19 protein-coding genes and 2 pseudogenes are annotated in these 20,027 nt (G+C 64.4%); 8 read left to right on the plus strand and 13 right to left on the minus strand.

The window, feature by feature from the left end:
• Positions 1-13: 13 nt before the first annotated feature.
• The 8 genes and pseudogenes from ACIBI6_RS00755 to ACIBI6_RS00790 form a co-directional block, all read right to left on the minus strand.
• Entirely contained in the window at positions 14-1,255 is a 1,242-nt protein-coding gene (locus ACIBI6_RS00755; protein WP_364349717.1) for a cytochrome P450, read from the minus strand.
• 49 nt (positions 1,256-1,304) lie between these two features.
• Positions 1,305-2,657 carry a cytochrome P450 gene (locus ACIBI6_RS00760; RefSeq protein WP_364349720.1) on the minus strand — a complete coding sequence of 451 codons (1,353 nt, stop codon included), beginning with the start codon at positions 2,655-2,657 and terminating at the stop codon, positions 1,305-1,307.
• A gap of 782 nt (positions 2,658-3,439) precedes the next feature.
• Positions 3,440-4,033 (minus strand): TetR family transcriptional regulator, encoded by a 594-nt coding sequence (locus tag ACIBI6_RS00765; protein WP_364349723.1) that lies wholly within the window; start codon positions 4,031-4,033, stop codon positions 3,440-3,442.
• 71 nt (positions 4,034-4,104) lie between these two features.
• Entirely contained in the window at positions 4,105-5,730 is a 1,626-nt protein-coding gene (locus ACIBI6_RS00770) for an acyl-CoA synthetase (protein WP_396954912.1), read from the minus strand.
• A gap of 183 nt (positions 5,731-5,913) precedes the next feature.
• Positions 5,914-6,036, minus strand: a pseudogene (locus ACIBI6_RS00775) (nuclear transport factor 2 family protein); the annotation flags it as partial.
• 55 nt (positions 6,037-6,091) lie between these two features.
• Positions 6,092-6,292, minus strand: a complete 201-nt coding sequence (locus tag ACIBI6_RS00780) for a ferredoxin (RefSeq protein ID WP_329408583.1) — start codon at positions 6,290-6,292, stop codon at positions 6,092-6,094.
• Entirely contained in the window at positions 6,289-7,086 is a 798-nt protein-coding gene (locus ACIBI6_RS00785) for an SDR family oxidoreductase (RefSeq protein WP_396954913.1), read from the minus strand. Before ACIBI6_RS00785 ends, ACIBI6_RS00780 begins: the two co-directional genes overlap by 4 nt.
• Positions 7,086-8,291 (minus strand): cytochrome P450, encoded by a 1,206-nt coding sequence (locus ACIBI6_RS00790; protein ID WP_396954914.1) that lies wholly within the window; start codon positions 8,289-8,291, stop codon positions 7,086-7,088. Before ACIBI6_RS00790 ends, ACIBI6_RS00785 begins: the two co-directional genes overlap by 1 nt.
• A 425-nt stretch (positions 8,292-8,716) precedes the next feature.
• Here ACIBI6_RS00790 and ACIBI6_RS00795 point away from each other — a divergent pair.
• Positions 8,717-9,265, plus strand: a pseudogene (locus tag ACIBI6_RS00795) (LLM class flavin-dependent oxidoreductase); the annotation flags it as partial.
• A gap of 54 nt (positions 9,266-9,319) precedes the next feature.
• Entirely contained in the window at positions 9,320-10,198 is an 879-nt protein-coding gene (locus ACIBI6_RS00800; RefSeq protein ID WP_396954915.1) for an SDR family NAD(P)-dependent oxidoreductase, read from the plus strand.
• A 43-nt stretch (positions 10,199-10,241) separates the two neighbouring features.
• On the opposite strand, the gene ACIBI6_RS00805 is transcribed toward ACIBI6_RS00800, so the two are convergent.
• Together ACIBI6_RS00805 and ACIBI6_RS00810 are read right to left on the minus strand one after the other, a co-directional pair.
• Entirely contained in the window at positions 10,242-11,147 is a 906-nt protein-coding gene (locus tag ACIBI6_RS00805) for a hypothetical protein (protein WP_396954916.1), read from the minus strand.
• 151 nt (positions 11,148-11,298) lie between these two features.
• Entirely contained in the window at positions 11,299-11,904 is a 606-nt protein-coding gene (locus ACIBI6_RS00810) for a TetR/AcrR family transcriptional regulator (RefSeq protein ID WP_364349742.1), read from the minus strand.
• 95 nt (positions 11,905-11,999) lie between these two features.
• Here ACIBI6_RS00810 and ACIBI6_RS00815 point away from each other — a divergent pair, with 95 nt between their 5' ends.
• Together ACIBI6_RS00815 and ACIBI6_RS00820 are read left to right on the plus strand one after the other, a co-directional pair.
• Positions 12,000-13,175, plus strand: a complete 1,176-nt coding sequence (locus ACIBI6_RS00815) for an SRPBCC family protein (RefSeq protein WP_396954917.1) — start codon at positions 12,000-12,002, stop codon at positions 13,173-13,175.
• Positions 13,176-13,674: 499 nt separating this feature from the next.
• Positions 13,675-14,055, plus strand: a complete 381-nt coding sequence (locus ACIBI6_RS00820) for a hypothetical protein (protein WP_396954918.1) — start codon at positions 13,675-13,677, stop codon at positions 14,053-14,055.
• Here ACIBI6_RS00820 and ACIBI6_RS00825 read toward each other — a convergent pair.
• The 3 genes from ACIBI6_RS00825 to ACIBI6_RS00835 all read right to left on the minus strand — a co-directional run bounded on the left by ACIBI6_RS00825 (position 14,030) and on the right by ACIBI6_RS00835 (position 17,670).
• The gene (locus tag ACIBI6_RS00825; RefSeq protein ID WP_396954919.1) at positions 14,030-16,042 is read right to left on the minus strand and encodes a caspase family protein; all 2,013 of its coding nucleotides are present in this window, start codon (positions 16,040-16,042) and stop codon (positions 14,030-14,032) included. The two genes, ACIBI6_RS00820 and ACIBI6_RS00825, sit on opposite strands and share 26 nt — an antisense overlap.
• A gap of 269 nt (positions 16,043-16,311) precedes the next feature.
• Positions 16,312-16,593: a hypothetical protein gene (locus tag ACIBI6_RS00830; RefSeq protein ID WP_396954920.1), complete on the minus strand. Its 282-nt coding sequence runs from the start codon at positions 16,591-16,593 to the stop codon at positions 16,312-16,314.
• 18 nt (positions 16,594-16,611) lie between these two features.
• Positions 16,612-17,670: an endonuclease/exonuclease/phosphatase family protein gene (locus ACIBI6_RS00835; protein ID WP_396954921.1), complete on the minus strand. Its 1,059-nt coding sequence runs from the start codon at positions 17,668-17,670 to the stop codon at positions 16,612-16,614.
• A gap of 257 nt (positions 17,671-17,927) precedes the next feature.
• Between ACIBI6_RS00835 and ACIBI6_RS00840 the strand changes: the two genes are divergently transcribed.
• From ACIBI6_RS00840 to ACIBI6_RS00855, 4 genes are all read left to right on the plus strand, one after another.
• Positions 17,928-18,131 (plus strand): cold-shock protein, encoded by a 204-nt coding sequence (locus ACIBI6_RS00840; RefSeq protein WP_327099590.1) that lies wholly within the window; start codon positions 17,928-17,930, stop codon positions 18,129-18,131.
• 428 nt (positions 18,132-18,559) lie between these two features.
• Complete coding sequence (locus ACIBI6_RS00845; protein ID WP_364349764.1) at positions 18,560-18,748, plus strand: ferredoxin; 189 nt, start codon at positions 18,560-18,562, stop codon at positions 18,746-18,748.
• 87 nt (positions 18,749-18,835) lie between these two features.
• A complete protein-coding gene (locus ACIBI6_RS00850) occupies positions 18,836-19,267 on the plus strand; it encodes a nuclear transport factor 2 family protein (protein WP_364349767.1) in 432 nt (143 codons plus the stop codon).
• Positions 19,268-19,380: 113 nt separating this feature from the next.
• Positions 19,381-19,989 carry a TetR family transcriptional regulator gene (locus tag ACIBI6_RS00855; RefSeq protein WP_396954922.1) on the plus strand — a complete coding sequence of 203 codons (609 nt, stop codon included), beginning with the start codon at positions 19,381-19,383 and terminating at the stop codon, positions 19,987-19,989.
• Positions 19,990-20,027: the final 38 nt, after the last annotated feature.

The following is a 20,027-nucleotide window of genomic DNA, read 5'->3' on the forward strand; positions in this document are numbered from 1 at the left end:
TTCGCGCTGATCATCAGTACCGCACTTGCCAATGCTTGATGCCGTTGATCCAGCCCGAACGCAGGCGCTCGGGCTCGGACACCTGCGACAGGTTCGGCATCGCGTCGGCGATGGCGTTGAACATCAGATCGATTTCCAGCCGGGCCAGGTTGGCGCCGACGCAGTAGTGTGCGCCCGTGCCGCCGAAGGCCAGATGCGGGTTGGGGTCGCGCAGGATGTCGAAGCTGAACGGGTTCTCGAAGGCGTCCTCGTCGAAATTGGCAGAGCCGTAGAACAATCCGACGCGTTGCCCCTGACGGATCAGCTGTCCGCCGAGTTCGGTGTCGACGGTGGCGGTGCGCTGGAATGCGGTCACGGGAGTCGCCCAGCGCACGATCTCGTCGGGCGCGGTGCGCGGACGCTGCTGTTTGTAGAGCTCCCACTGGTCCGGATTGTCGACGAACGCCTTCATGCCGTGGGTGATGGCGTTACGAGTGGTCTCGTTGCCCGCCACCGCCAGCAGGATGACGAAGAAGCCGAATTCGTCCGAGCCCAAGGCTTCCCCGTCGACGTCGGCCTGCACGAGCTGGCTGACGATATCGTGGAGCGGATCATTGCGGCGCTGCTCGGCCATGTTCCAGGCATAGCCGAGGATTTCCACCGACGCGTTGGTGCCCGCCGTCGTGGTCGTGGCGTCGCCGTATTCCGGGTCGTCGTAATTGAGCATCTGGTTGGACCAGTCGAACAGTTTGCGGCGATCTTCCTGCGGTACGCCGAGGAGTTCCGCGATGGCCTGCAGGGGAAGTTCACACGCGACCTGTTCGACGAAGTCGCCGCCGCCCTCCTTCTCGGCCGCGTGCACGATAGCGGCCGCTCGTTCGGTCAGCGCGGCGCGCAACCCCTCGACGGCGCGCGGACTGAAGCCTCTGGAGATGATGCGTCGGATCTTGGAGTGCTTCGGCGGATCCATGTTCACCAGCAGTGCGCTGGTTAGTTCGATCTGCTCGATGGTGATCTGCCCGGGCAGCCGGATGATGGAGCCTTTCTGCTGCGAGGAGAACAGCTCCGGTTTGCGCGAGATCTCTTTGATGTCCTCGTGTTTGGTGACCACCCAGTAGCCGCCGTCGCGGAATCCTCCGGACTGCGCATCGGTCTGTGGGTTCCACCACACCGGCGCGGTGCGGCGCAACTCGGCGAATTCCTGGACGGGGTTGCGGGTTTCCCAGAGCGCTGGATCGGTGAAATCGAATCCGGGGGGAATGGACGGCGCTGACACAGCTTCCTCCTGAAAGGCCGACGTCTTTGTGGACCGAAATGTGCGGGACTCACCGCGGCCGGCGGCGGTAGCGGACACGGCACGGCTGCTGTAGCTGCACCACCATCTTGGAGTGATCATTGCGATAGGTGTTCGACGGCTGTGCCAGTTCGAACTCCCAGTCCCGCAACAGAATCGAGAAGATCGCCTTGAGCTGCATGAGCGCGAACGGCGCCCCGACGCAGCGATGACGGCCCGCGCCGAAGGGGATCCAGGTCCAGCGATTGACGGTGTCCTCTTGCCGAGGATCGAGGTAGCGGCTCGGATCGAAGGTGTCCGGATCCGGGAAGTCCTCCGGAATCCGGTTGGAGATCGCCGGAGTCGCGGCCACCATGTCGCCCGGCGCGATCCGGTTGCCACACACCTCGAATTCGTCGCGGGCGATGCGCATCAGGATAATCAGCGGCGGATGCAGCCGCAGCGCCTCCTTGAGCGCCGCCTCGAGATTCGGAATCTGGCGCAGCGCATTGTGGCTGACCTCCGAACCGTCCGAGTACAGCTCGTCGAGTTCGGTGACGACGCTCGCCAGTGTTTCCGGGTGGCGCAACAGCTCAATGATCGTCCAGGCCGCGGTGCCGGAGGTGGTGTGGTGGCCGGCGAACATCATGGAGATGAAGATGCCGGTGATTTCGCTGGCGGAGAACCGCGGCGACCCGTCCTCGTCCTTCACTGAGATCAGGACGTCGAGCATGTCGCGGTCGTCCTTGCCTGTCGGTGGGTTCGCCTCGCGCTGATCCATGATCGCCTGCACGAGTTCGACAAGCTTGACGCGGGCTTCGTCGCGGCGACGGAAGCTCTCGATCGGCGCGTAGGGATCGACGTAGGCCAGGGCATCGGTGCCCTGCTCGAGTTCGTGATAGAGATGCGCGAAGCGGGAGTCGAGCTGGTTGCGGAACTTCACGCCGATCAGGCAGGACGAGGAGGTGTAGATGGTCAGCTCGGCGAAGAATTCGAGCAGATCGATCTCGCCCTCGTCGTCCCACTGAGCCAGCATCTGGTCCACTTCGCGCGCGATGGTGGCGGCGTGCCCGCGCATGTGGTCGGCACGCAGGGCCGAATTGTGCAGCATCTCTTTGCGGCGTTCGGGTGGAGCGTCGAAGACGACGCCCTCGCCGAAGATCGGCTTCATGAACGGGTACGCCGCGCCCTGATCGAGGTCCTCGTCGCTGGCGCGGAAGAAGAATTCGTTGGCCTCGGCGCCTGACAGCAGGATCACATCGCGCCCGGCGAGCACGAATGACCCGACATCTCCGCATTCGGCGCGAACTCGCCGCATCAGCGCGATCGGATCGGTGCGGAACTCCTCCAGGTGCCCGTGCTCGTCCTCGCCTCCGGACACTCGCTGCGGCTTGACCAGCGTCATTGGAAATCCTTCCCGGGATACCTGTCCAGACACATGATGGACATGTGTCCGGACAGTACTATGGTTAAAGCTGCGCGACAAGGCTTCCAGCGTTTTGCCAGGCCCGGTACCACCACCGGCGCTCGATGACGACTGCCAGTGCGCTGATCTCGTGGGCCGGGGAATGTTCGCGAAGTCCGCCGATTGCGCAGCTGTGAATGCTGTGGGCCGCCAGTGCCTGTGCGATGCGCGGCGCGTACGACGGCCACATCGCCGCGGAATGTGCCGTTGCGTTGCGCATGTCCGACGAGTCGCGGGAGAGGAGAACGATGTCGGCTTGCGCCGCAGCGTCTTTCAGGCGGCACGCTGCTCGAGCCGGTAAGAAGACGAAGAGAGATCCGAGGCGCCGAAGCTGCGAGGTGCAGCAGGTGATCCTGTGGTCGTTGCCGCGGTAGCGGTCGGTCCTCCGACGCCAGGCGCACGAGTAAGGCATCGAGACGACCACGGCGACCGCAACCGCGCCGGACAGCGGTTCGGCCGGGCATGCATCGCCGGAGCAAAGGCCTAGTGTGCTGTCCCGATCACCTACTGGCTTGTTCCCGGCCTTCGGCCGTATCGAATCGGGAAGTTTCAGTGTGGACCGGCGGGTCGCGAGGAAGACGCCGGAGGTGTTGGCCCTGCTGAGGTGAGCGGATCATTTTCTACGCCTGGGCGACACTTGCCGCCCGCACCATCGCCGCGTGGAGCATTCGGACACGACGAGCCGGATGGACGAGGGACTCGTCCTCGCCGGCGTCCGCCGATCAGTTGCCGGCGCCCGGATCGGCCAGCAGGCGCCGCGTGGAGGTTTCCAGGAGGTCGGCGACCGCTTCGTAGGAGAGCAGGCCCATGCCTGCCTGCAACAGTGCGCCCGCGTAGAGCAATTCCAGCATCGAGAGACGTTCGGAATCTTTCGATCCGAGCGCATCGGCGAGTCGGCTGCGAATCTCTCTGCCGATTCGCACCCGCAGATGCTGTACGTCGGGATCGTCGCCGAGTAGGGCATTGCTGACCGCGCTCGCCAATGCTGGTTCGTTGGCTACCAACATGGAAATCTGACGCAGGACCGCGACCACACGCGTGGCCGGGTCCTCGTCGCGGGTCTCCAGTGGTGGAGCGGCGATCAGGCGGCGCCAGTACACCTCCGAGACCAGATGCTCCTTTGAGGAGAAATACGTGTAGGCGGTGGCTGTACCGACACCCGCAGCGGCGGCGACCAGTCGTATCGTTGTGCCGGAGTATCCTTCGCGGGACAACACATCGACTGCCGCCGCGGTCAGGCGGTCGACGGTGTCGGCCTGCTTCTCGGTGAGACGCCGTCGAGTTGCTTCGATGCCGGTAGATGCGAGTTCGGACATGTGTCTGGATCCTACTGTAGTCTCATGACCAGGACAATTGACATGGCCCCGATGCCCTGTCCGGCGATTCGCTATCGATCGTCTCTCCATCCGCCCCGGTGGTCCGGGATGTGGGTGGCGGCATAGTCTTTGGCCCACCGGTAATCGGGTTTGCCGCTGGGGGAGCGGGTGATGGTTTCGGCGACCCAGATGGTGCGAGGCACCTTGTAGCCGGCGAGGTGGCGGCGCACGTGGGCGGTCAGCGTGCCGAAGTCCAGCGGCCCATCGCCTGCGATGGAGACCACCGCGGCGACCTGCTGGCCCCAGCGCTCGTGCGCGATGCCGACAACCACGGCGTCGAACACCGAATCATGGGATTTCAGAACACCTTCGACTTCCTCCACGTACACCTTCTCGCCGCCGGTATTGATCACCATATTGCCGCGGCCGAGCAAGGTGATGGAGCCGTCGGCCTCGGCGCGGGCGCGGTCGTCGGTGACCACCATGCGGACTCCGTCGACGGTCTTGAACAGGCGCTCTGTCTTTGCACTGTCCTTGTAGTAACCCAGCGGCACCGAGCCGGTTTTCGCTAGCCAGCCCTGCGCGCCGGCCGCGACCGGCCGCCCGGAGTCGTCGACCACCACAGCGCCGCGTCCGGTCTGCACGCGCGGTCCGCGGCCCGGATCATCGTCCTTGGTGGCGAAACCGATTCCGCCGAAACCTGTTTCGGATGATCCGATGGAGTCGGAGACCACCGTGGACGGAAACTTCTCCAGCAGAGCGTTTTTCACCGGCTGGGACAGCAGCGCCGCGCCGGAGGCGATGGCCAGCAGCGAGGACGCGTCCACCGGGACGGCGGCATAGGCGTCGAGCAGTGGGCGGGCGATGGCGTCGCCCGTGATCACCATGACCTGCGGCCGTTCGCGTTCCACCGTTCGCCACACCTGTCGCGCATCGAACTTCGACTCGAACACGATGGCGTTGCCGGTCCACAGCGCGGTGAACGTGGGCATCATCGCCGCGGCGTGAATCAGCGGCGGCAGGATCAGCCAGGTGCTGGGATCGGTCTGCGCGCCGACCCGGGATTGCTGGAATTCGTCGGCGACGGGCTCGCCGGTGTAGAAATCGATGCCGCCGCCGAGGACCCGCCACATGTCCTCCTGACGCCACATCACGCCTTTGGGCATGCCAGTGGTGCCGCCGGTGTACATCATGAACAGGTCGTCGGCGCTGCGCTCGATCTCGCGACGCGCGGGCGATCCGGCGGCGAGGGCCGCCTCGTAGATGCCAGCCGTGCTGTCGAGGTGCTCGCTGCACAGATCGTCGTCCACCACGATGGCGTGGCGCACTCCGAGCACGCGCGAGAGTGCCTGTGCCACAGCAGGTTCGTAACTGCGGTGATATACCAGGACTTCGATATCGGCGTTGTCGTAGAGGTAGCACAGCTCCTCGACGCCGTAGCGGTAGTTGACATTGATCGGGACCGCCCGCAGCTTGAAGCAGGCGAGGAGGGTCTCCATGGTCTCGATGCTGTTGTGCATCTGGAAACCGATATGGGCGCCGGTGCGCACACCGATCGAAGCGAGGTGATCGGCCAGCCGATTGGCCCGGGCGTCGAGTTCGGCGAAGGTGATGCGCCGCCCGCCGTGGATCAGCGCGATGCGTTCCGGCATCGCGTCGACGGAATGTTCGAATAGGTCAGCGAAGTTGCACGCCATGGGAATTCGTCTCTCAGTGGTGCTCAGACCACGGTCAAGGGCAGCGGGATGCCGCGGTCGGCGAAGCGGAACTCGGCGCCAGTAGTACCGAACCGGGTGATCGCGACTTCACCGGCTTCGGCGAAGGGCTTGTCGGCTCGTAGAAAACAAATCGCCAGCTCCCGGCGCGCTCGGACTTCGCACTCACCACAGTGGCACCGGCGCTTCGCCGATCGTGTACCAGCCGGGCAGCTTCTCACCCGAAGTGGCCCGTTCGATGCGCTTGCGCATGCCGTCCGACAGCGCGTTGTCGGTGATCATGTCGAGTTCGGCGCGGTCGAAATCGGCCATGGCAGGGATCCTTTCGGTTCTCGGTCGGTGGTCAGTCGTCGCCGTCGGTGATCGACAGCGCTTGGGTGGGGCAGTAGCGGACGGCTTCTGCGACGGCGGCACGGGCAGCGGGACCCGGATTCGGGTCGAGGATTTCGACCTTGCCGTGCTTGGGCACGGTGAAGACCTCCGGCGCCTCGGCCTGGCACACGGCGTGGCCTTGGCAAAGATCCAGATCGACGGTGATCTTCATGAGCCGCTCCCTGCGTCGCCGGAGAGCACCCGGGCCTCGGGTTGGACTTCGGTGAGCTGAATATGGGCGCCGCGCGGTGCGGAGACGACCGCGACGATGGAGGTGGCCAGATGGGCGGCGCGCAGCATTTCGGGATGCCGCGCGAAACCCCACTTCGACCAGTCCTCGAGTACCGGGCCGATGATCTCCGCGGTGGTGTCCATGCCCATGCCGGTGAGAGTCGGGCCGGGCCGCACGAGCGAGGCCCGAACGCCGGTGCCTTCCAACTCCATCCACATCTGCCGGGCCATGACCTCGACCGCGGTCTTGGCGGCGGGGTAGGCCCCCATGCGCGGGCGGGGGTTGTTCGCGGTGTCGGAACTGATGATCACGAAATCGCCGCGCTGTCTGGCGATCATGCCCGGGATGACGCGGTTGGCCAGCCGTTGCACGCCGATCAGGTGAACGTTGATCTGTTGCAGGAAGTGCTCGGGACTCATCTCGTGCACGAGGGAGAACGACAGGTCGCCGGCTCCGGACACCACGATCTCGGCCGGGCCGAGCGCGGCCTCGGCGGCCGTGACGAAGGCGTCGACCGATGTGGTGTCGCCGACGTCGAGGTAGTGCGCGAAGGCTTCACCTCCGTTGCTCGCGATCTTGGCCGCGAGGGCCTCGCACTGCTCGATGCGACGGGCACCCAGGGCCACGGGATAGCCGAGTTCGGCAAGCGCTTCGGCAGTGGCTCTGCCGATGCCGGAGGACGCCCCGGCGATCAGGGCAGGCCGGCGGTCGGGGTGGGGTTCGAACCGTGGCATTACCGGACCTCCACGGTGATGGGAAGTTTGGCGAATCCGCGGACGTTCGTCGAGTGCACGCGTTCGATGCCGGCCTCGACGAGGTCGTAACCGCGTACGCGAGAGGCGAATTCGCGCAGGGCGATCGTGGTTTCCAAGCGAGCCAGGTGAGCGCCGAGGCAGAAGTGCACTCCCGCACCGAAACTGGCGAGGTTGCCTTTGTCGGGACGGTCGATCCGATAAGAGTCGCCGTCTTCGAACACCTCCGAGTCTCGGTTGGCCGAGCCGATGAGCAGCAGTACCTTCGAACCGGCCGGAATCGTCAAGCCGTGCATGTCGATATCGGTCGCGGCGCTACGCGCCACGATCTGGCTCGAGGTGTCATAGCGCAGTGTCTCTTCGACCCAGTCCGGTACCAGGTCGGCGTCGGCGAAGACCTTGGCGTATTCGCCCGGGTTGCGTGCCGACCAGTACAGGGCGTTGCCGAGCAGTTTGGTGGTGGTCTCGGTCCCGGCCACCACCATCAGGAACATGAATCCGATGATCTCTTCGTCGCTGAGTCGATCGCCATCGATCTCGGCTTGCAGCAGTGCGGAAGTGAGATCCTCGGTGGGCGTGCGCCGCCGTTCGGCGACCATGTCGCTGTAGTAGCCGAGTAGTTTCAGCGCGGCTTCGATGGCCGCGACCGGCACATCGAGCACGCCCTCCTCGCGGTGGACGACCAGATCGGCGAGCCGGCGTACCTCGGCGCGATCGGATTCCGGCACGCCCATGAGCTCGGAGATGACGTCCATGGGCAGCTTCCCGGCGAAATCCTCGATCCAATCGAAGGTTCCGCGCGCCAGCGCCGGTTCCAGGTGCTCGAGGGTCAATTCGTGGATCCGGCTGTCCATTTCGGTCACCCGGCGCGGCGTGAAGCCCTTGTAGACCAGCCGCCGCATGCGCACGTGCCGCGGATCGTCCATGGCGAGAAAGGACATCGTCCTGTGCGCGTGCGGGCCCCAGGCGGCGGGATCCAGCGACACACCATTGGCACTGGACAGGCGCATGTTGTCCCGGAAGGCAGCGATGACGTCGGCGTGCCGCGACAGTGCCCAGAAGTTCAGCTCCGGATTGTGGTACAGCGGGGCGTGGGTGCGCAGGCGCTCGTAGGTCGGGTAGGGATCGTCATGGAACCGATAGTCGTAAGGGTCGAACGTGAACGGCTCCACTGTGGCCGAAGTCATTGCGCCCCTCTCCAGGAAGACACACAGCTGGACATGTGTCTGGACAGTATCACCGACTGCTGTTCATCACAAAGGCCAACTCCGAATGTCGCCACGATCCAGCGTGAACGGGGTTCGCCGCCGTGGCGAAGGAGACGAAGGAGATTGGCGCGGGGCGTTGGTCTTGCGCCCGGTCATCTATCCGAACTATATTCCGAACACTTGTCCAGACATATATCGGAGCTTGCATCCTGAATGGCTTCGTCCCTCCCGTGGGAACGCCCCTGCTGATCGGCGGCAAGCTGGTCCCTGGCGGCTCGGGCCTTCTTCGAGACGATCAATCCGCGACCGAGGCAGTCCTCGGCCACGCCGCCAACGCCTCGGCCGAGGACATGGACGCGGCCGTCGGCGCGGCACAGAACGCCTTCGCCGAGACCGATTGGTCCCATGATCCCGGCGGCCGCGTCACCCTTGGGGCCGGGTTCGGCTGGAACACAGACGAACTCACCGATCACGGTGTACCGCCGAACAAGCGGCGCACTGTATTGCGCGAATACGTCGAGGCGATGCGGGAGCTGTGGACTCAGGAGGAGGCGAGCTACGACGGCCAGTACGTGAGCTTCGGTCCCAGCTGGGCCTGGCCCAAGCCGATACAGTCCCACGTCCCGGTTCTCGTCGGGGCCGCCGGTACCGAGAAGACCTTCCAGTGGATCGCACGCAGCGGTGACGGCTGGATCACCACCCCGACCGAAACCGACATCTCCGTCAGACTCGAGCTGTTGCAAAAGATCTGGGCCGATGCCGGTCGATCGGGGCGGCCCCGCGTTGTCGCGCTGGATTTCAAACCGGATCCGGACAAGCTCGCGCGCTGGTCCGCCGAGGGGGTCACGGATGTGCTCTACGGGCTTCCGGACCGATCCACCGAGGAAGTCTTGCACTATCTCGATCGCCTCAGCGCCAAGCTGGCCGCCTTGGATCCATCCTCTCGCGCGTGACCCGCTGACAAGTCCATATCGCCGCGTCGACCGCGCGGCAGTGAGGAGCCGGAGATGTCCGTAGACCAGAAACTTACCGGCCGCGGGGCCGTTGTCGTGGGAGGTGGCAGCGGCGTAGGCCTGGCCGTCGCGAGCGCACTGGCCGCCCATGGCGCGGGCGTCGTGGTCAATTCGCGCAGTGCGACGGCGGTGCGCCGAGCGGCCGAAACCATTTCCCACAGTGGTGGAAAGGCGCTGGGCATAGCGGGCTCCGCCGCGGACGAGGGGGTCGCCGAACTGCTCGTCTCGACCTGTGAGTCGGCGTACGGCCGTATCGACATCCTGGTGAACTGCGCGGGAATCGCCGAGCCGTCCGGATCATCCATACTGACCGTGACAGCCGCCGAGTGGCGCGAGCTTCTCGATTCACATCTCACGACGGTCTTCAACACCTGCCGCGCGGCGGCGCCACTGATGGCGGCGCGTGGTGCCGGTTCGATCATCAATACCGGATCGTTCGCCTACCTCGGTGATTACGGGGGTACGGGCTATCCCGCTGGCAAGGGCGCGGTCGCGAGCCTGACCATGGCGATGGCCGCCGAGCTGAAGGAGTCCGGCGTTCGAGCGAACGCCATCTGCCCGGGGGCGAAGACCCGGCTGTCCTCCGGCCCCGACTACGAAGCGCATATTCGTCAGTTGCACCGGCGGGGCCTGCTCGACGAGATGAGTATGCGTGGATCGCTCGACGCACCGCCACCGGAATACGCCGCCGCGCTCTACGTCTATCTGGCCTCCGATGCCGCTCGTGCCGTGACCGGTGAGATCTTCATCGCCGCAGGCGGATTCGTCGGCAGGTTCGAACGTCCGGTGGCGACGCCGCTGGGTTACCGCGACCATGCGCACGAGCAGCCGTGGTCGATGGAGGAACTGAACCACATGATCGACCGGCGTTGAGTCGGTGTCGGGGCGGGCGAGAGCGATCGTCCCGCCCCGACGGTCAGCCGCGACGGGCGGTGTCGACCATCTCGTTCAGCCGGATGAACTTGACTCGAGGGCGCTTCGTCTTCTCGCCGTTCGCACGCTCGGCGGCGTCGATCAGTCCCCAGCCGTCGCGATCGACCAGATTCGGGCATCGTCGAGTCAGTAACGCCGACAGGGCCTCTCGATCGCTGCGGGGCGGCGTCAGACGTCCGGCGAGGAAGTCGTCTACCACAGCGGCCACGGTCTCCTCCGCGTCGCGCCGATTGGTTCCGATCACGCCACGTGGACCGCGTTTGATCCATCCTGTGGCATAGACACCCGGTATCACCGCTGCCGCGCTGTCGAGGCCTCGGACGTGTTCATTCGGGATGACTCCGGCCGTGGGATCGAACGGTACATCGGGGACGGGTGCGCCGCGATAGCCGACCGCCCGCAGCACCAGTGTGGCGTCCAGCCTTTCGGCGTGGGCCGTCGGCACCGCGATGAGGCCATCCGGTGTTTCGTGGAGTTCGTTGCGGACCAGGTGTACGGCATCGACTCGTTGCTTCCCACTCAGGCTCGTCGGCGAGACGTGGAATCGGAACACGATTCGCTTCCTGGCTCCGGTCCGCGCACGCGAGGCGTACTCGGCGGCCAAGGTCAGTTTGAGCCGCGTCGCCGGATCCGTGCCCGGATCCGAGAGTGCGGCCCGCACGGTGTCATCGAGATCGGCGGGGTCGACCACGATGTCGATCCCGGGCAGCTGTCCGAGGGCGAGGAACTCCGGGCCGGTATACGCAGCCTGTGGCAGCCCGCGGCGGCCCAGCAGGATGACCTCCCGAATACCGCTGTGGCGCAACGCATCCACCGCGTGATCGGCGATGTCGGTGCGGGCCAGGGAGTCCGGATCTGCGGTGAGTACCCGGGCGACATCCAGCGCCACATTGCCGTTGCCGACCTCGACAGCGAATGGGTCTCCCGGCTGTCATGATCGGCGAATCTTCCTCGCCTGTCCTTACAGCAATTCCGATCCGGAGATCGTGCACGATTTCCGGTGATGTTGTTTCTGGGCTACAAGCTGGATCGGAGTGGCATCAGGGCCTGACCCGGCCCGGCTCCAACGCCGGCGCAACCCAGCACCGTAGATAGCGCCGCATGTCCTCGCCATCGCGTGCCGGTTCGCCGGGATCGATGATGAACGACTGCAGCGTGCGCAGCATCATCTCGACCAGCTCGTCGCGTGAACCGTCGTCGAATCCCGCTGCCGCCCAGTCCACGTCGAAACGGTCCAGGATCGAGCGGCCGAAATCCCGGGCGATCGACGAGGTCACGCCCGCTGCCAGCCCACTGCGTCGGCCCGGGGTCATCAACAGCGCCACCTGCGGCTCGAGCGGTAGCCGCTCGAGTGTCAGGGCGATGCCTTCGACGACGGCGGTCGCGGGGTCGCTGATACCGGCCAGATCCGTGGCGAGTCGATCGAGGAAGTCGCCGGCCGCACGTACCGCGGCCGCCTCGAGCAGGGCTTCGGTGCCAGGGAAGTAGCGGTAGACCGTTTGCCTGGTGACTCCGAGTGTGCGCGCGATGTCGGCGATTCCGGGCTCGATGCCGCGTTCGATCGCCGAGCGGGCCGCCTCGAGGATTCGATCGACGGCCTCTGCGTCGCTGGTTGGCCTGGCTCCGGCCCAGCCGTGGGTGCGCATTTCGTCACCCTATCGCGTCGGTGAGAGCCGCGATAAGGCGAGACCATACGACTTGACATTTAATGTATGGTCGTTGCGTATGGAAGGAGTACGCGATGCACAATCAGCCCCTCATCGGTCCCGCACCCCTCGACGAGAACCTCACCCGCCGCGCCCTCGACTTCGCGTTGAAAAGCAGCACCCAGATGGCCGAGGACGTACTGCGGGTGCCGCTGAACTACTACCGCGACGAGAAGCTGACCGAACTAGAGATCAACGCCATCCTGCGGCGCACGCCGTTGGCCATCGTGCCCAGCGCCCAGCTCGCCGCACCCAACGACTATGTAGTGCGCTCCGTGCTCGGCGACTCGCTGCTCATAACCCGCGACAGCGGCGGCAAAAGCCATGTGTTCCTGAACTATTGCCGCCACCGCGGGGCCATGCCCGCCTGCGGCGCCGGCAACGCGAAGCGCTTCACTTGTCCGTACCACGCGTGGACCTATGACACCACCGGCCAGCTGGTGGGTATGCCCGGCAAGGAAGGATTCACCGGGATCGACCGTGCCACTTACGGTCTGGTCGAACTACCCAGCGAAGAACGCCACGGCTTCATCTGGGCCGTACTGACCGCCGGAGCCGACATCGAGCTCAGCGCTCACTTAGGCCCCTTGGATGCTGAACTCGCGCAATGGAACTACGCCGACTACGGCTACCACGACGACCGCGAATTCCAGTCCGAAGTCAGCTGGAAAGGCGCTCTTGAAGCCTTCGCCGAGGGATACCACTTCCCGTTCGTGCACGGCGGAGGCGTGATCGGCCAGAACACGCTGCCCAACACGATGGTGTTCGACAAATTCGGCAACCACCACCGAATGGGCTTTCCCTTCACCTGGATCACCAACCTCGAGACGGACCCCTCCGCATCATGGGATCCCTCCCAACAGATGGGTGTCATCTACTGGATCTACCCGAACCTCATCCTGGCGAACAGCCCGGTAGGGGTGGAGATCATCGATATGTTGCCGGCCGCCTCACCCACCCGCTGCACCGTCCGTCACAGCTGGATGGGCCGCATCCCGGCTACCACCGACGAGCAGCGCGATCTATATGACCAGATCTACAACCAGGTCCACGCCGCGGTGCGCGACGAGGACTTCGTCATGCTCCCGCAATGCGGTGAGGGCGTCCGCCAAGGCCAGCACGACCACATGATCATCGGCCGCAACGAGATCGGCGTGCAGAACATGATCCGGGTGTTCGCCGACGCACTCGGAATATCGCTGCTCGACTGACATCGAGGTCGGCTTGGACGGCCCCTGCGAAACAGAGCGGAGTTGTCCTTATCGGTTGGGTGGCGAGGGGGTCGAAGTTGTTGCTGTGAACGGGTGTCGCGCCGAGGGGCACGCAGTGGCGGGACACTGGACCGTGACGTGATCAGTCGAGGTGGAAGACTCGGGCGGCGTTGCCGTGTAGGTACAGCTGACGGTGGTTTCGTCCAGATCGAGCTCGTCGAGCCCATCGAGGGCGGCGGGGTGGGCGATCATGGGGTAGTTGGGATCGAGCGCTGCCGGACTCGACCGATTGCCCACGTGGCAGCAGAGATGGAGTCCACTACAACTACCACCGACCGCACAGCGGAGCCGACGGCCAGCCACCAGGGTCACGGCTCACGACCGGCGTCACCAACGTCTGGCCTTCCTACAGGTAGGTCTGATCTCGTCGGGCTACACTCGGGCGAGGAAAAGTCTCGTAACCTACCGGCAGCGACCATTTCCTCATCGTGGAGGTTCTATGCCCCGCGTCGTCGATGTGAACGTCAGGTTGTTCGGCGAAGATCTCGACATCGAGCAGCTCGATGGCAGCGCCCGGCAACTTCGATCGGAATTGCTGGATCTGGATGTCGATCACGTCTCCGCTGTCAGCGGTGGACCCGCTCCGACGGGTACCCGCGGACTCGGTACGGAGCTGGTCGGTCAGCTCGTCGTCGGGATCGGTCCGGGCCTGGTAGCGCTGCGTCAGCTTTTGGACACGCTGCGTGGCTGGCGGTCCAACCAAGAGCATCTCGCGATCAGCGTGCAGATAGGCGAGGATCGACTCGAGCTGACGAATGCCTCCTCGGAGACCGAGATGCAATTGGTATCCGCTTTTATCGAGCGTCACGCGAGTGGGTGAGCATGGGGGCCGTGCGCGACCGTGCGGCCCTCGATTCAGATGCGGCGGCGATGGCCGCGGTCGTGACCGCCACCGTCATTGTCAGTACGAAGACGATGACGACTTCGGTGTTGAGGTTATCGGGCGTGGGCAGGCGAATCGAAGAATAGGCAACGAGCCCGGCCGCGCCACACCAGCCGGCGAGAAGCGCGACTCCGAACTCGCGCGGCGCCGCGATCGCGGCGCAGATCGGTACCGCCACCGCCATGACCATCAAGGCGAGGACTCCCCAGCGTTGTGGCGCATCTGAGCACGTAGTGACGGCGTAGAGGAGAAGCGGCGCTATACCGAGGCCGAGACATCCCATCGTCCGGGCGCCGGGGTCGGTGGGCAGCTGAAACCGGAGGTGCACTCCGGCCGTTCGAATGACTGTCGACGTCGCGAAACCCGCGGCGAGCACCGATAACTGGAGTGCGACGAACCACAACCACGTCGCCGCCCCCCAGTCTGTCCACGGGCCCCACTGATTCCATAGGAACCACGGCACCGTGGCATTGAATCCCAACGCAATGCCTGCGCCGATCAACCGCCCTCTATGCGCACCGAGCAGGCTTATTCCGGCGCACGCTGCCAGCGCGGCCATTACGAAGGCCGGCGCTACTGCCTCAGGACCGAGGGCGAGCACCCTCGCGTCGGACGCTCGGCCATACGGCACAAAGGGGTTGCAGGCCATCAAAACGGCGCCGCACAGCATCAAAGCACCGGCGATGCGTGGCAGCATGACCGGGTCGGATTGACGGGCATCGGCCGTCTGGACCGGCTTTCTGCTCGGCTGCCGAGATTCCCCGGACGGTTCGGCGGGAGGCGGCGGGATCCGCGTCCTGCGCTGTGGGTGGAGTCGCTGCGGTTCAGTCGAGGAAGCGGTGGCGGCTTCATCGGTGAACGGGTGCGGTGGCTGTGGTGCGATGGTGTCAGCAGCTGCCGGTGGCGGCGGTTTCGTCTGGTCGGTGATCGGCGCGGGAAACAGCGGACCGGGGGAGGGGATGTCCGCGTGGAGCGCGGCTTCGGCTGCCGCCGATACTGCGCGGCTGTCGTCCTCGGCGAGGTCGCGCAAATTCTGTTGCGCGGCCTCGGCCAGCCCGAGATGCACACCGCGCAGGAGCTTTTCGAGCTCACGAACAGCGACAGCGCGAACACTGGACAGGGGATTGTCTATCAACATTTGAAGTTCGGCAGGCAAGGGCATGGGTTCGGCCAACCGCCGGTTGCGTCGGGCGATATACAGCTCACCTTGTACACCGAATACCCATTTCCCGGGTGTCTGGTTCGGCGAGGAAGATCGGACTTTGCCGTACACGTAGTCGTACAACTCATCGAGGGTGATGAAACCGTCCTGGTTTCGATCCGCTTCGCCTGTCGAAAGACCATCGACCAACGCTCCGGTGAAGACCGACGGGTCACCATCGGCGGTGTCGGTGAGTTCTCCGCTTTCGAACGAATATTCCATCGCGCTCGACGCGGTGATCACCGCACGGCCTCGCCCGCTCAACTGTTCCAGGTGCATTCCGGTTCCTGCCCGGTGCGTCATGCCCCTTTCGAAGGCGCCCGCGTAGCAGCAGTCCAATAGCAACACGATGCGCCGCGATCGACTTCGGTTCATCCGGCGGTTCACGAACTCCGCTGCCACACCTGTGGCGCCCAGGCGCCCCAGCTTCGTGTTCGACGCGGCGAAGTACAACTCTCCGTCCTCATCCTTGACACCGTGGCAGGAGAAATGCAGAAGCAGCAGATCTTCAGGTACTCGGTCAGCGAAGAACCCCTCGACCGCCTCGCCCACCACATGTGCCGGCTCGTTCACCGACGTATGCACTTCGAAGCCTCCGATCAGTGGATCCTGCAGAACGTCGGCAAGCGCCTGCGCGTCACGGGTCGGAGCGCGCAACTTACGCAGACTGGGATCCAGATAGCTATCGCAAGCAACTATCAATGCGCTGCGTTGACCAGCCACAATTCACCTACCCTGGCACACCGATCACTGCCGTTGTCTACATTTTCTTTGGTCCGATTGCTGTTCGTGGGAGTGCATATAGTTCACCGCTCAATTAATTGCATCGGTAAAAAATATCCCGGATACTGTTCAATACTGATCGCATCGCCCACCAATTGCATGAGTAGTGCGGTACCCGACTGCCGCAATCAGGTGCGGTCACTAATGTTCCAGAGAACACCAGCCGGACTCCCCAGGACGAATTCGGTGGGGTCGTCGATATTCCGGGATCAGTCGAACAGATGCCGTCCATGGCTCGGATGGCTGCGATGAACGGGCCGGTGTTTTATCGCACGCGGCCTGCGGATCGAGTACTCGGCGGGTGTTCGTACTGCATCCGCAGTACGCGCAACGGCCTTCACTCGCACGATGCCGACGACAGAGCCGACGTCCAGCGCGCCATGTCGAAACTGGGCGTCCAGAACCGCGCCCAACTCGTCGTGATCGCCTTCCAGCCCGGGCTGGTACGCGTCGAACCGCCACGGCAGGACGGCACCGGCCACCGGTGACATCCCGCGCAGGAAATGGCCTCAGTCGATGAGTTGGTATGTCGCCAAGATGCCTTTATGGTCGCTGCCCCACTGCGCTGGCGTGACGAGGAAATTGTCCTGGGTTGGTTCTTGCGCTCGGGTACCGCGCACGATGGACCCGCGCGGGCCGATGATGCCCACCGCAGACAGGCGCAGTGCGGCACCATGGGCGAAGATGTAGTCGACGCGGTCGCGTTCGTCGGCCTCGGGAGCCCAGGCGAGTTCGGAGACATCGACATCGACGTTGTCCGAGGGCCAGGTGAGGCCGGGATGGGTGGCCGGGTCCGGATACATCGATCGGTAGGCATCGATGAATCCGGCTTCGTGCAGGCGTCGAGTGGTCTCCCACGCCAACACGACACCGTTGTGATCGAACAAGTTCGCTGCGGCGGGCGTCCAGTCCAGTAGCGACGGCTCGTTCAGGTCGCCACCCATGATCACCGAGGCCCCGTCGGCGATCTCGGCTTTCGCGTCCGCGAGAAAGTTGCTGATGACTTCGGGGCGGTCCGAAGCCGCGTTGACCCGCTGAATCACGGCGGCGTCGGTCACGGGGCCGTCCGGCAGCTTGTTCCACTCGTGCTCGGCGAACTCACCGGGCGCCGGGGCCCCGGGTCCGTACCCTCGGGGCAGGTTGGAGGCGTACCAGCGATACTCCAGGTGTGCGGAGTAGACGGTAAGGCGCTTTCCGTCAATGTTCAACCGCGCCTTGACCATCCATTGCAGATCGGCGCTGTCCTGGACCGTAGACACCGACAGAATTCCCGTGTCGTGCGAGGCGACGGCGTTGAATTCGTGCCCCCGCCGCGCCAGTTCGGCCGCGACGGCGGTCGTCGCTTCGGTTGCCTCCGAGAGCAGCACGACCGATGCCTGTGTCGAGATGATGAGATCAGTGATCAGTTGAATACCATTGGAGACTTTGCTGCCACTGTGCCACGTGTTCAATGCGAGCACCCGGATCTCTAGCGGCGCGGGTGCAGTAGCGACAACGGACATCACCGCACCGGCCGCGAGCGCTCCGCCCGCTCCCGCCGACCCCATGTCCTCGTTGCTTCGCGTCATCAACCCATCATCGCCTCCATCGAAATGCCAACTATTGCGAGCAGTGTTGCAGCAGGTCCAGGGCTCAGGTGGGGTACCGACGCTCATCTCCGGGGCGCCAGAGCGATGGTCGCGCGTCGGTGACCGTACCGGCGCTGAGGGTTGGTTGGATCACACTATGCGTATTCTGCCGTGAATCCATGGGACGATTGTCCGGTGAGATCAGGCTTATCGACGTGATCCGCTTGGCTCATCTACAGAAAAGAATGAAGTAAGCAATGACTCAAGGCAGTGTGAAGTGGTTCAACGCCGAAAAGGGCTTCGGTTTTATCGCGCAGGACGGTGGCGGCCCTGACGTCTTCGTGCACTACTCCGCCGTATCCGGCTCGGGATTCAAGTCCCTCGAAGAAGGACAGCGCGTGGAGTTCGAGGTCGGACAAGGACAGAAGGGCCCGCAGGCCCAGGACGTCCGCGCTATCTGATCGACGCGGCTCACAACAGCCCCGCACCCTCAGGGTGCGGGGCTGTTGCGTGTTTCGGGGCGATGAATGCGGCGCTGCTGACCCCGGACAGCACCAACTCGGGCTGGCTTCGCACCGGTGTGCGGTGCGCGTCGGCGTGCTCGTCGGGAGTGCGATCCGCTACCTCCCGACCATCCACAGTGCCGCGATCAGGAGCGGCTACGGTGATCGGACCAGTTGACGTTCTTACTTCACGAGAATATTGTTGCCACATATTGAGAGTAAGATTCTCCCGGATTCGCGAAGTGGCGGCCCGGCGTGGACTGCGAAGTCCGTGGCTCTGACAACCGTAGTGCGCAATGGAGCGACGAAGGGGCGTGCCGACCTTCGTTCCGGCGCGGCCGAATCGGGTTGCACGTGGAGTTCGATGTAGGGAAGGGAGGTGCCGGATGAAGGTCTCCGTCGACTCGGATCGTTGTCGGGGTCACGGCGTCTGCACCGGTCTGTGTCCGCAGGTGTTCGCCATCAACGACGACGGCTATGCGCAGGTCCAGATGTCCGACGTACCGGAGGAGTTCAGCGCGGCGGTCGAATCTGCTGCGCAGGCCTGCCCCGAACAGGCAATCGAAACGAGTTGAGTCGCAGCGTGGTGTCGATGATGTCGGACGAATCCGCTCGCAGCGGCCCCTTGAAATTCCTATCACCATTATCGATCAGGAACGCAGATGACCACCGCCACAGAACTGCTCGCTGACCGGATCGCGGTCGTCGACATCGTGACCGCATACTCCACTGCCCTCGACAATCGCGACTGGCTGCTGTTCGAGAGCCTGTTTACGCCAGACGCCGTCTGGGATTACTCGGCGGCCGAGCAGCGGTGTACCGGCCCCGCCCAGATCCTCGCACGAGTTCGGGCGGGGATCGAAAGGCTCGATGCCACTCAACATTTCGTTACCAACCATGTCGTGACGATCACCGGAGACGAGGCCGCCCACAGCTGCTACTACCTGGCCCAGCATATGCGCGGCGATGAACGCTTCCTCGCGGCCGGTCGCTATCAGGATCTGCTGCGTCGCACCGAGTCCGGCTGGCGGATCGCGTCCCGGTTGTTGTCGAGCACCTGGACTGACGGTAATCCCGGTGTCGTGCTGCCATAAGGTCCCTGAGTGAACCAGTGAGTAGGCATACGCCGCAATGTGCTTGTGGCAGGCTTGAAAGCGCCTGCCACCTGCGCGAGCTGTGAAACGAACTGTTTCGTTACAATGATTTCGTGGCATACGATTCGGCTGCGACCAAGGAACGGATTCTCGCTGCCGCTACGACAGAGTTCGCCGAATACGGCATTGCCGGGGCGCGAGTGGATCGCATCGCGGCCAATGCCAAGGCCAACAAGCGTGCGATCTACGACTACTTCGGCGACAAGAAGGCATTGTTCGCGGTGGTCCTGGAACGGTCGATGGCGGAACTGGCTCGGGCGGTACCGCTCGACGAGTCCGACCTGGGCAATTATGCTGTCCGGCTGTTCGACTACCATCAGGCGCATCCGCGGGCGCTGCGATTGGTGATGTGGGAGGCGCTCGAAATGGGGGCTGGTCTGGTTCCCGACGAACCGGCACGCACCGAACATTATGCGGACAAAGTCCGGGCCGCGCGGGCTGCGATGGGTTCAGGCGAGCGTGATCCCCGAACGCTGGTCTTCCTGATTCTCGCGATGGTCGACTGGAGTTTGGCCCTGCCACAGTTGCGGCGGATGCTGTTCGGACCGGAATACCCGGCGGACCGCCTGCGCCCCGCCATCGCCGACGCGGTTCGCGTGCTCACCGATCATTTTGCCGCCGGGGATGACCGATCAGGAGCGAGCGGCGCGCTGACCGCGTGAGTCAGCCGCTGCTGTCCGACTGCCCAGTGATAGCCTCG

Origin of the sequence: Nocardia sp. NPDC050412 (assembly GCF_044458825.1) — a bacterium.
In the GTDB taxonomy this organism is placed as follows: domain Bacteria; phylum Actinomycetota; class Actinomycetes; order Mycobacteriales; family Mycobacteriaceae; genus Nocardia.

What these genes read in the sequence shown, in the direction of transcription:
- ACIBI6_RS00760 (WP_364349720.1), bottom strand. Translation starts at nt 2,657, where the DNA reads ATGACGCTGGTCAAGCCGCAGCGAGTGTCCGGAGGCGAGGACGAGCAC.
- ACIBI6_RS00765 (WP_364349723.1), bottom strand. Translation starts at nt 4,033, where the DNA reads ATGTCCGAACTCGCATCTACCGGCATCGAAGCAACTCGACGGCGTCTC.
- ACIBI6_RS00770 (WP_396954912.1), bottom strand. Translation starts at nt 5,730, where the DNA reads ATGGCGTGCAACTTCGCTGACCTATTCGAACATTCCGTCGACGCGATG.
- ACIBI6_RS00780 (WP_329408583.1), bottom strand. Translation starts at nt 6,292, where the DNA reads ATGAAGATCACCGTCGATCTGGATCTTTGCCAAGGCCACGCCGTGTGC.
- ACIBI6_RS00785 (WP_396954913.1), bottom strand. Translation starts at nt 7,086, where the DNA reads ATGCCACGGTTCGAACCCCACCCCGACCGCCGGCCTGCCCTGATCGCC.
- ACIBI6_RS00790 (WP_396954914.1), bottom strand. Translation starts at nt 8,291, where the DNA reads ATGACTTCGGCCACAGTGGAGCCGTTCACGTTCGACCCTTACGACTAT.
- ACIBI6_RS00800 (WP_396954915.1), top strand. Translation starts at nt 9,320, where the DNA reads ATGTCCGTAGACCAGAAACTTACCGGCCGCGGGGCCGTTGTCGTGGGA.
- ACIBI6_RS00810 (WP_364349742.1), bottom strand. Translation starts at nt 11,904, where the DNA reads ATGCGCACCCACGGCTGGGCCGGAGCCAGGCCAACCAGCGACGCAGAG.
- ACIBI6_RS00815 (WP_396954917.1), top strand. Translation starts at nt 12,000, where the DNA reads ATGCACAATCAGCCCCTCATCGGTCCCGCACCCCTCGACGAGAACCTC.
- ACIBI6_RS00820 (WP_396954918.1), top strand. Translation starts at nt 13,675, where the DNA reads ATGCCCCGCGTCGTCGATGTGAACGTCAGGTTGTTCGGCGAAGATCTC.
- ACIBI6_RS00830 (WP_396954920.1), bottom strand. Translation starts at nt 16,593, where the DNA reads ATGTCACCGGTGGCCGGTGCCGTCCTGCCGTGGCGGTTCGACGCGTAC.
- ACIBI6_RS00835 (WP_396954921.1), bottom strand. Translation starts at nt 17,670, where the DNA reads ATGACGCGAAGCAACGAGGACATGGGGTCGGCGGGAGCGGGCGGAGCG.
- ACIBI6_RS00840 (WP_327099590.1), top strand. Translation starts at nt 17,928, where the DNA reads ATGACTCAAGGCAGTGTGAAGTGGTTCAACGCCGAAAAGGGCTTCGGT.
- ACIBI6_RS00845 (WP_364349764.1), top strand. Translation starts at nt 18,560, where the DNA reads ATGAAGGTCTCCGTCGACTCGGATCGTTGTCGGGGTCACGGCGTCTGC.
- ACIBI6_RS00850 (WP_364349767.1), top strand. Translation starts at nt 18,836, where the DNA reads ATGACCACCGCCACAGAACTGCTCGCTGACCGGATCGCGGTCGTCGAC.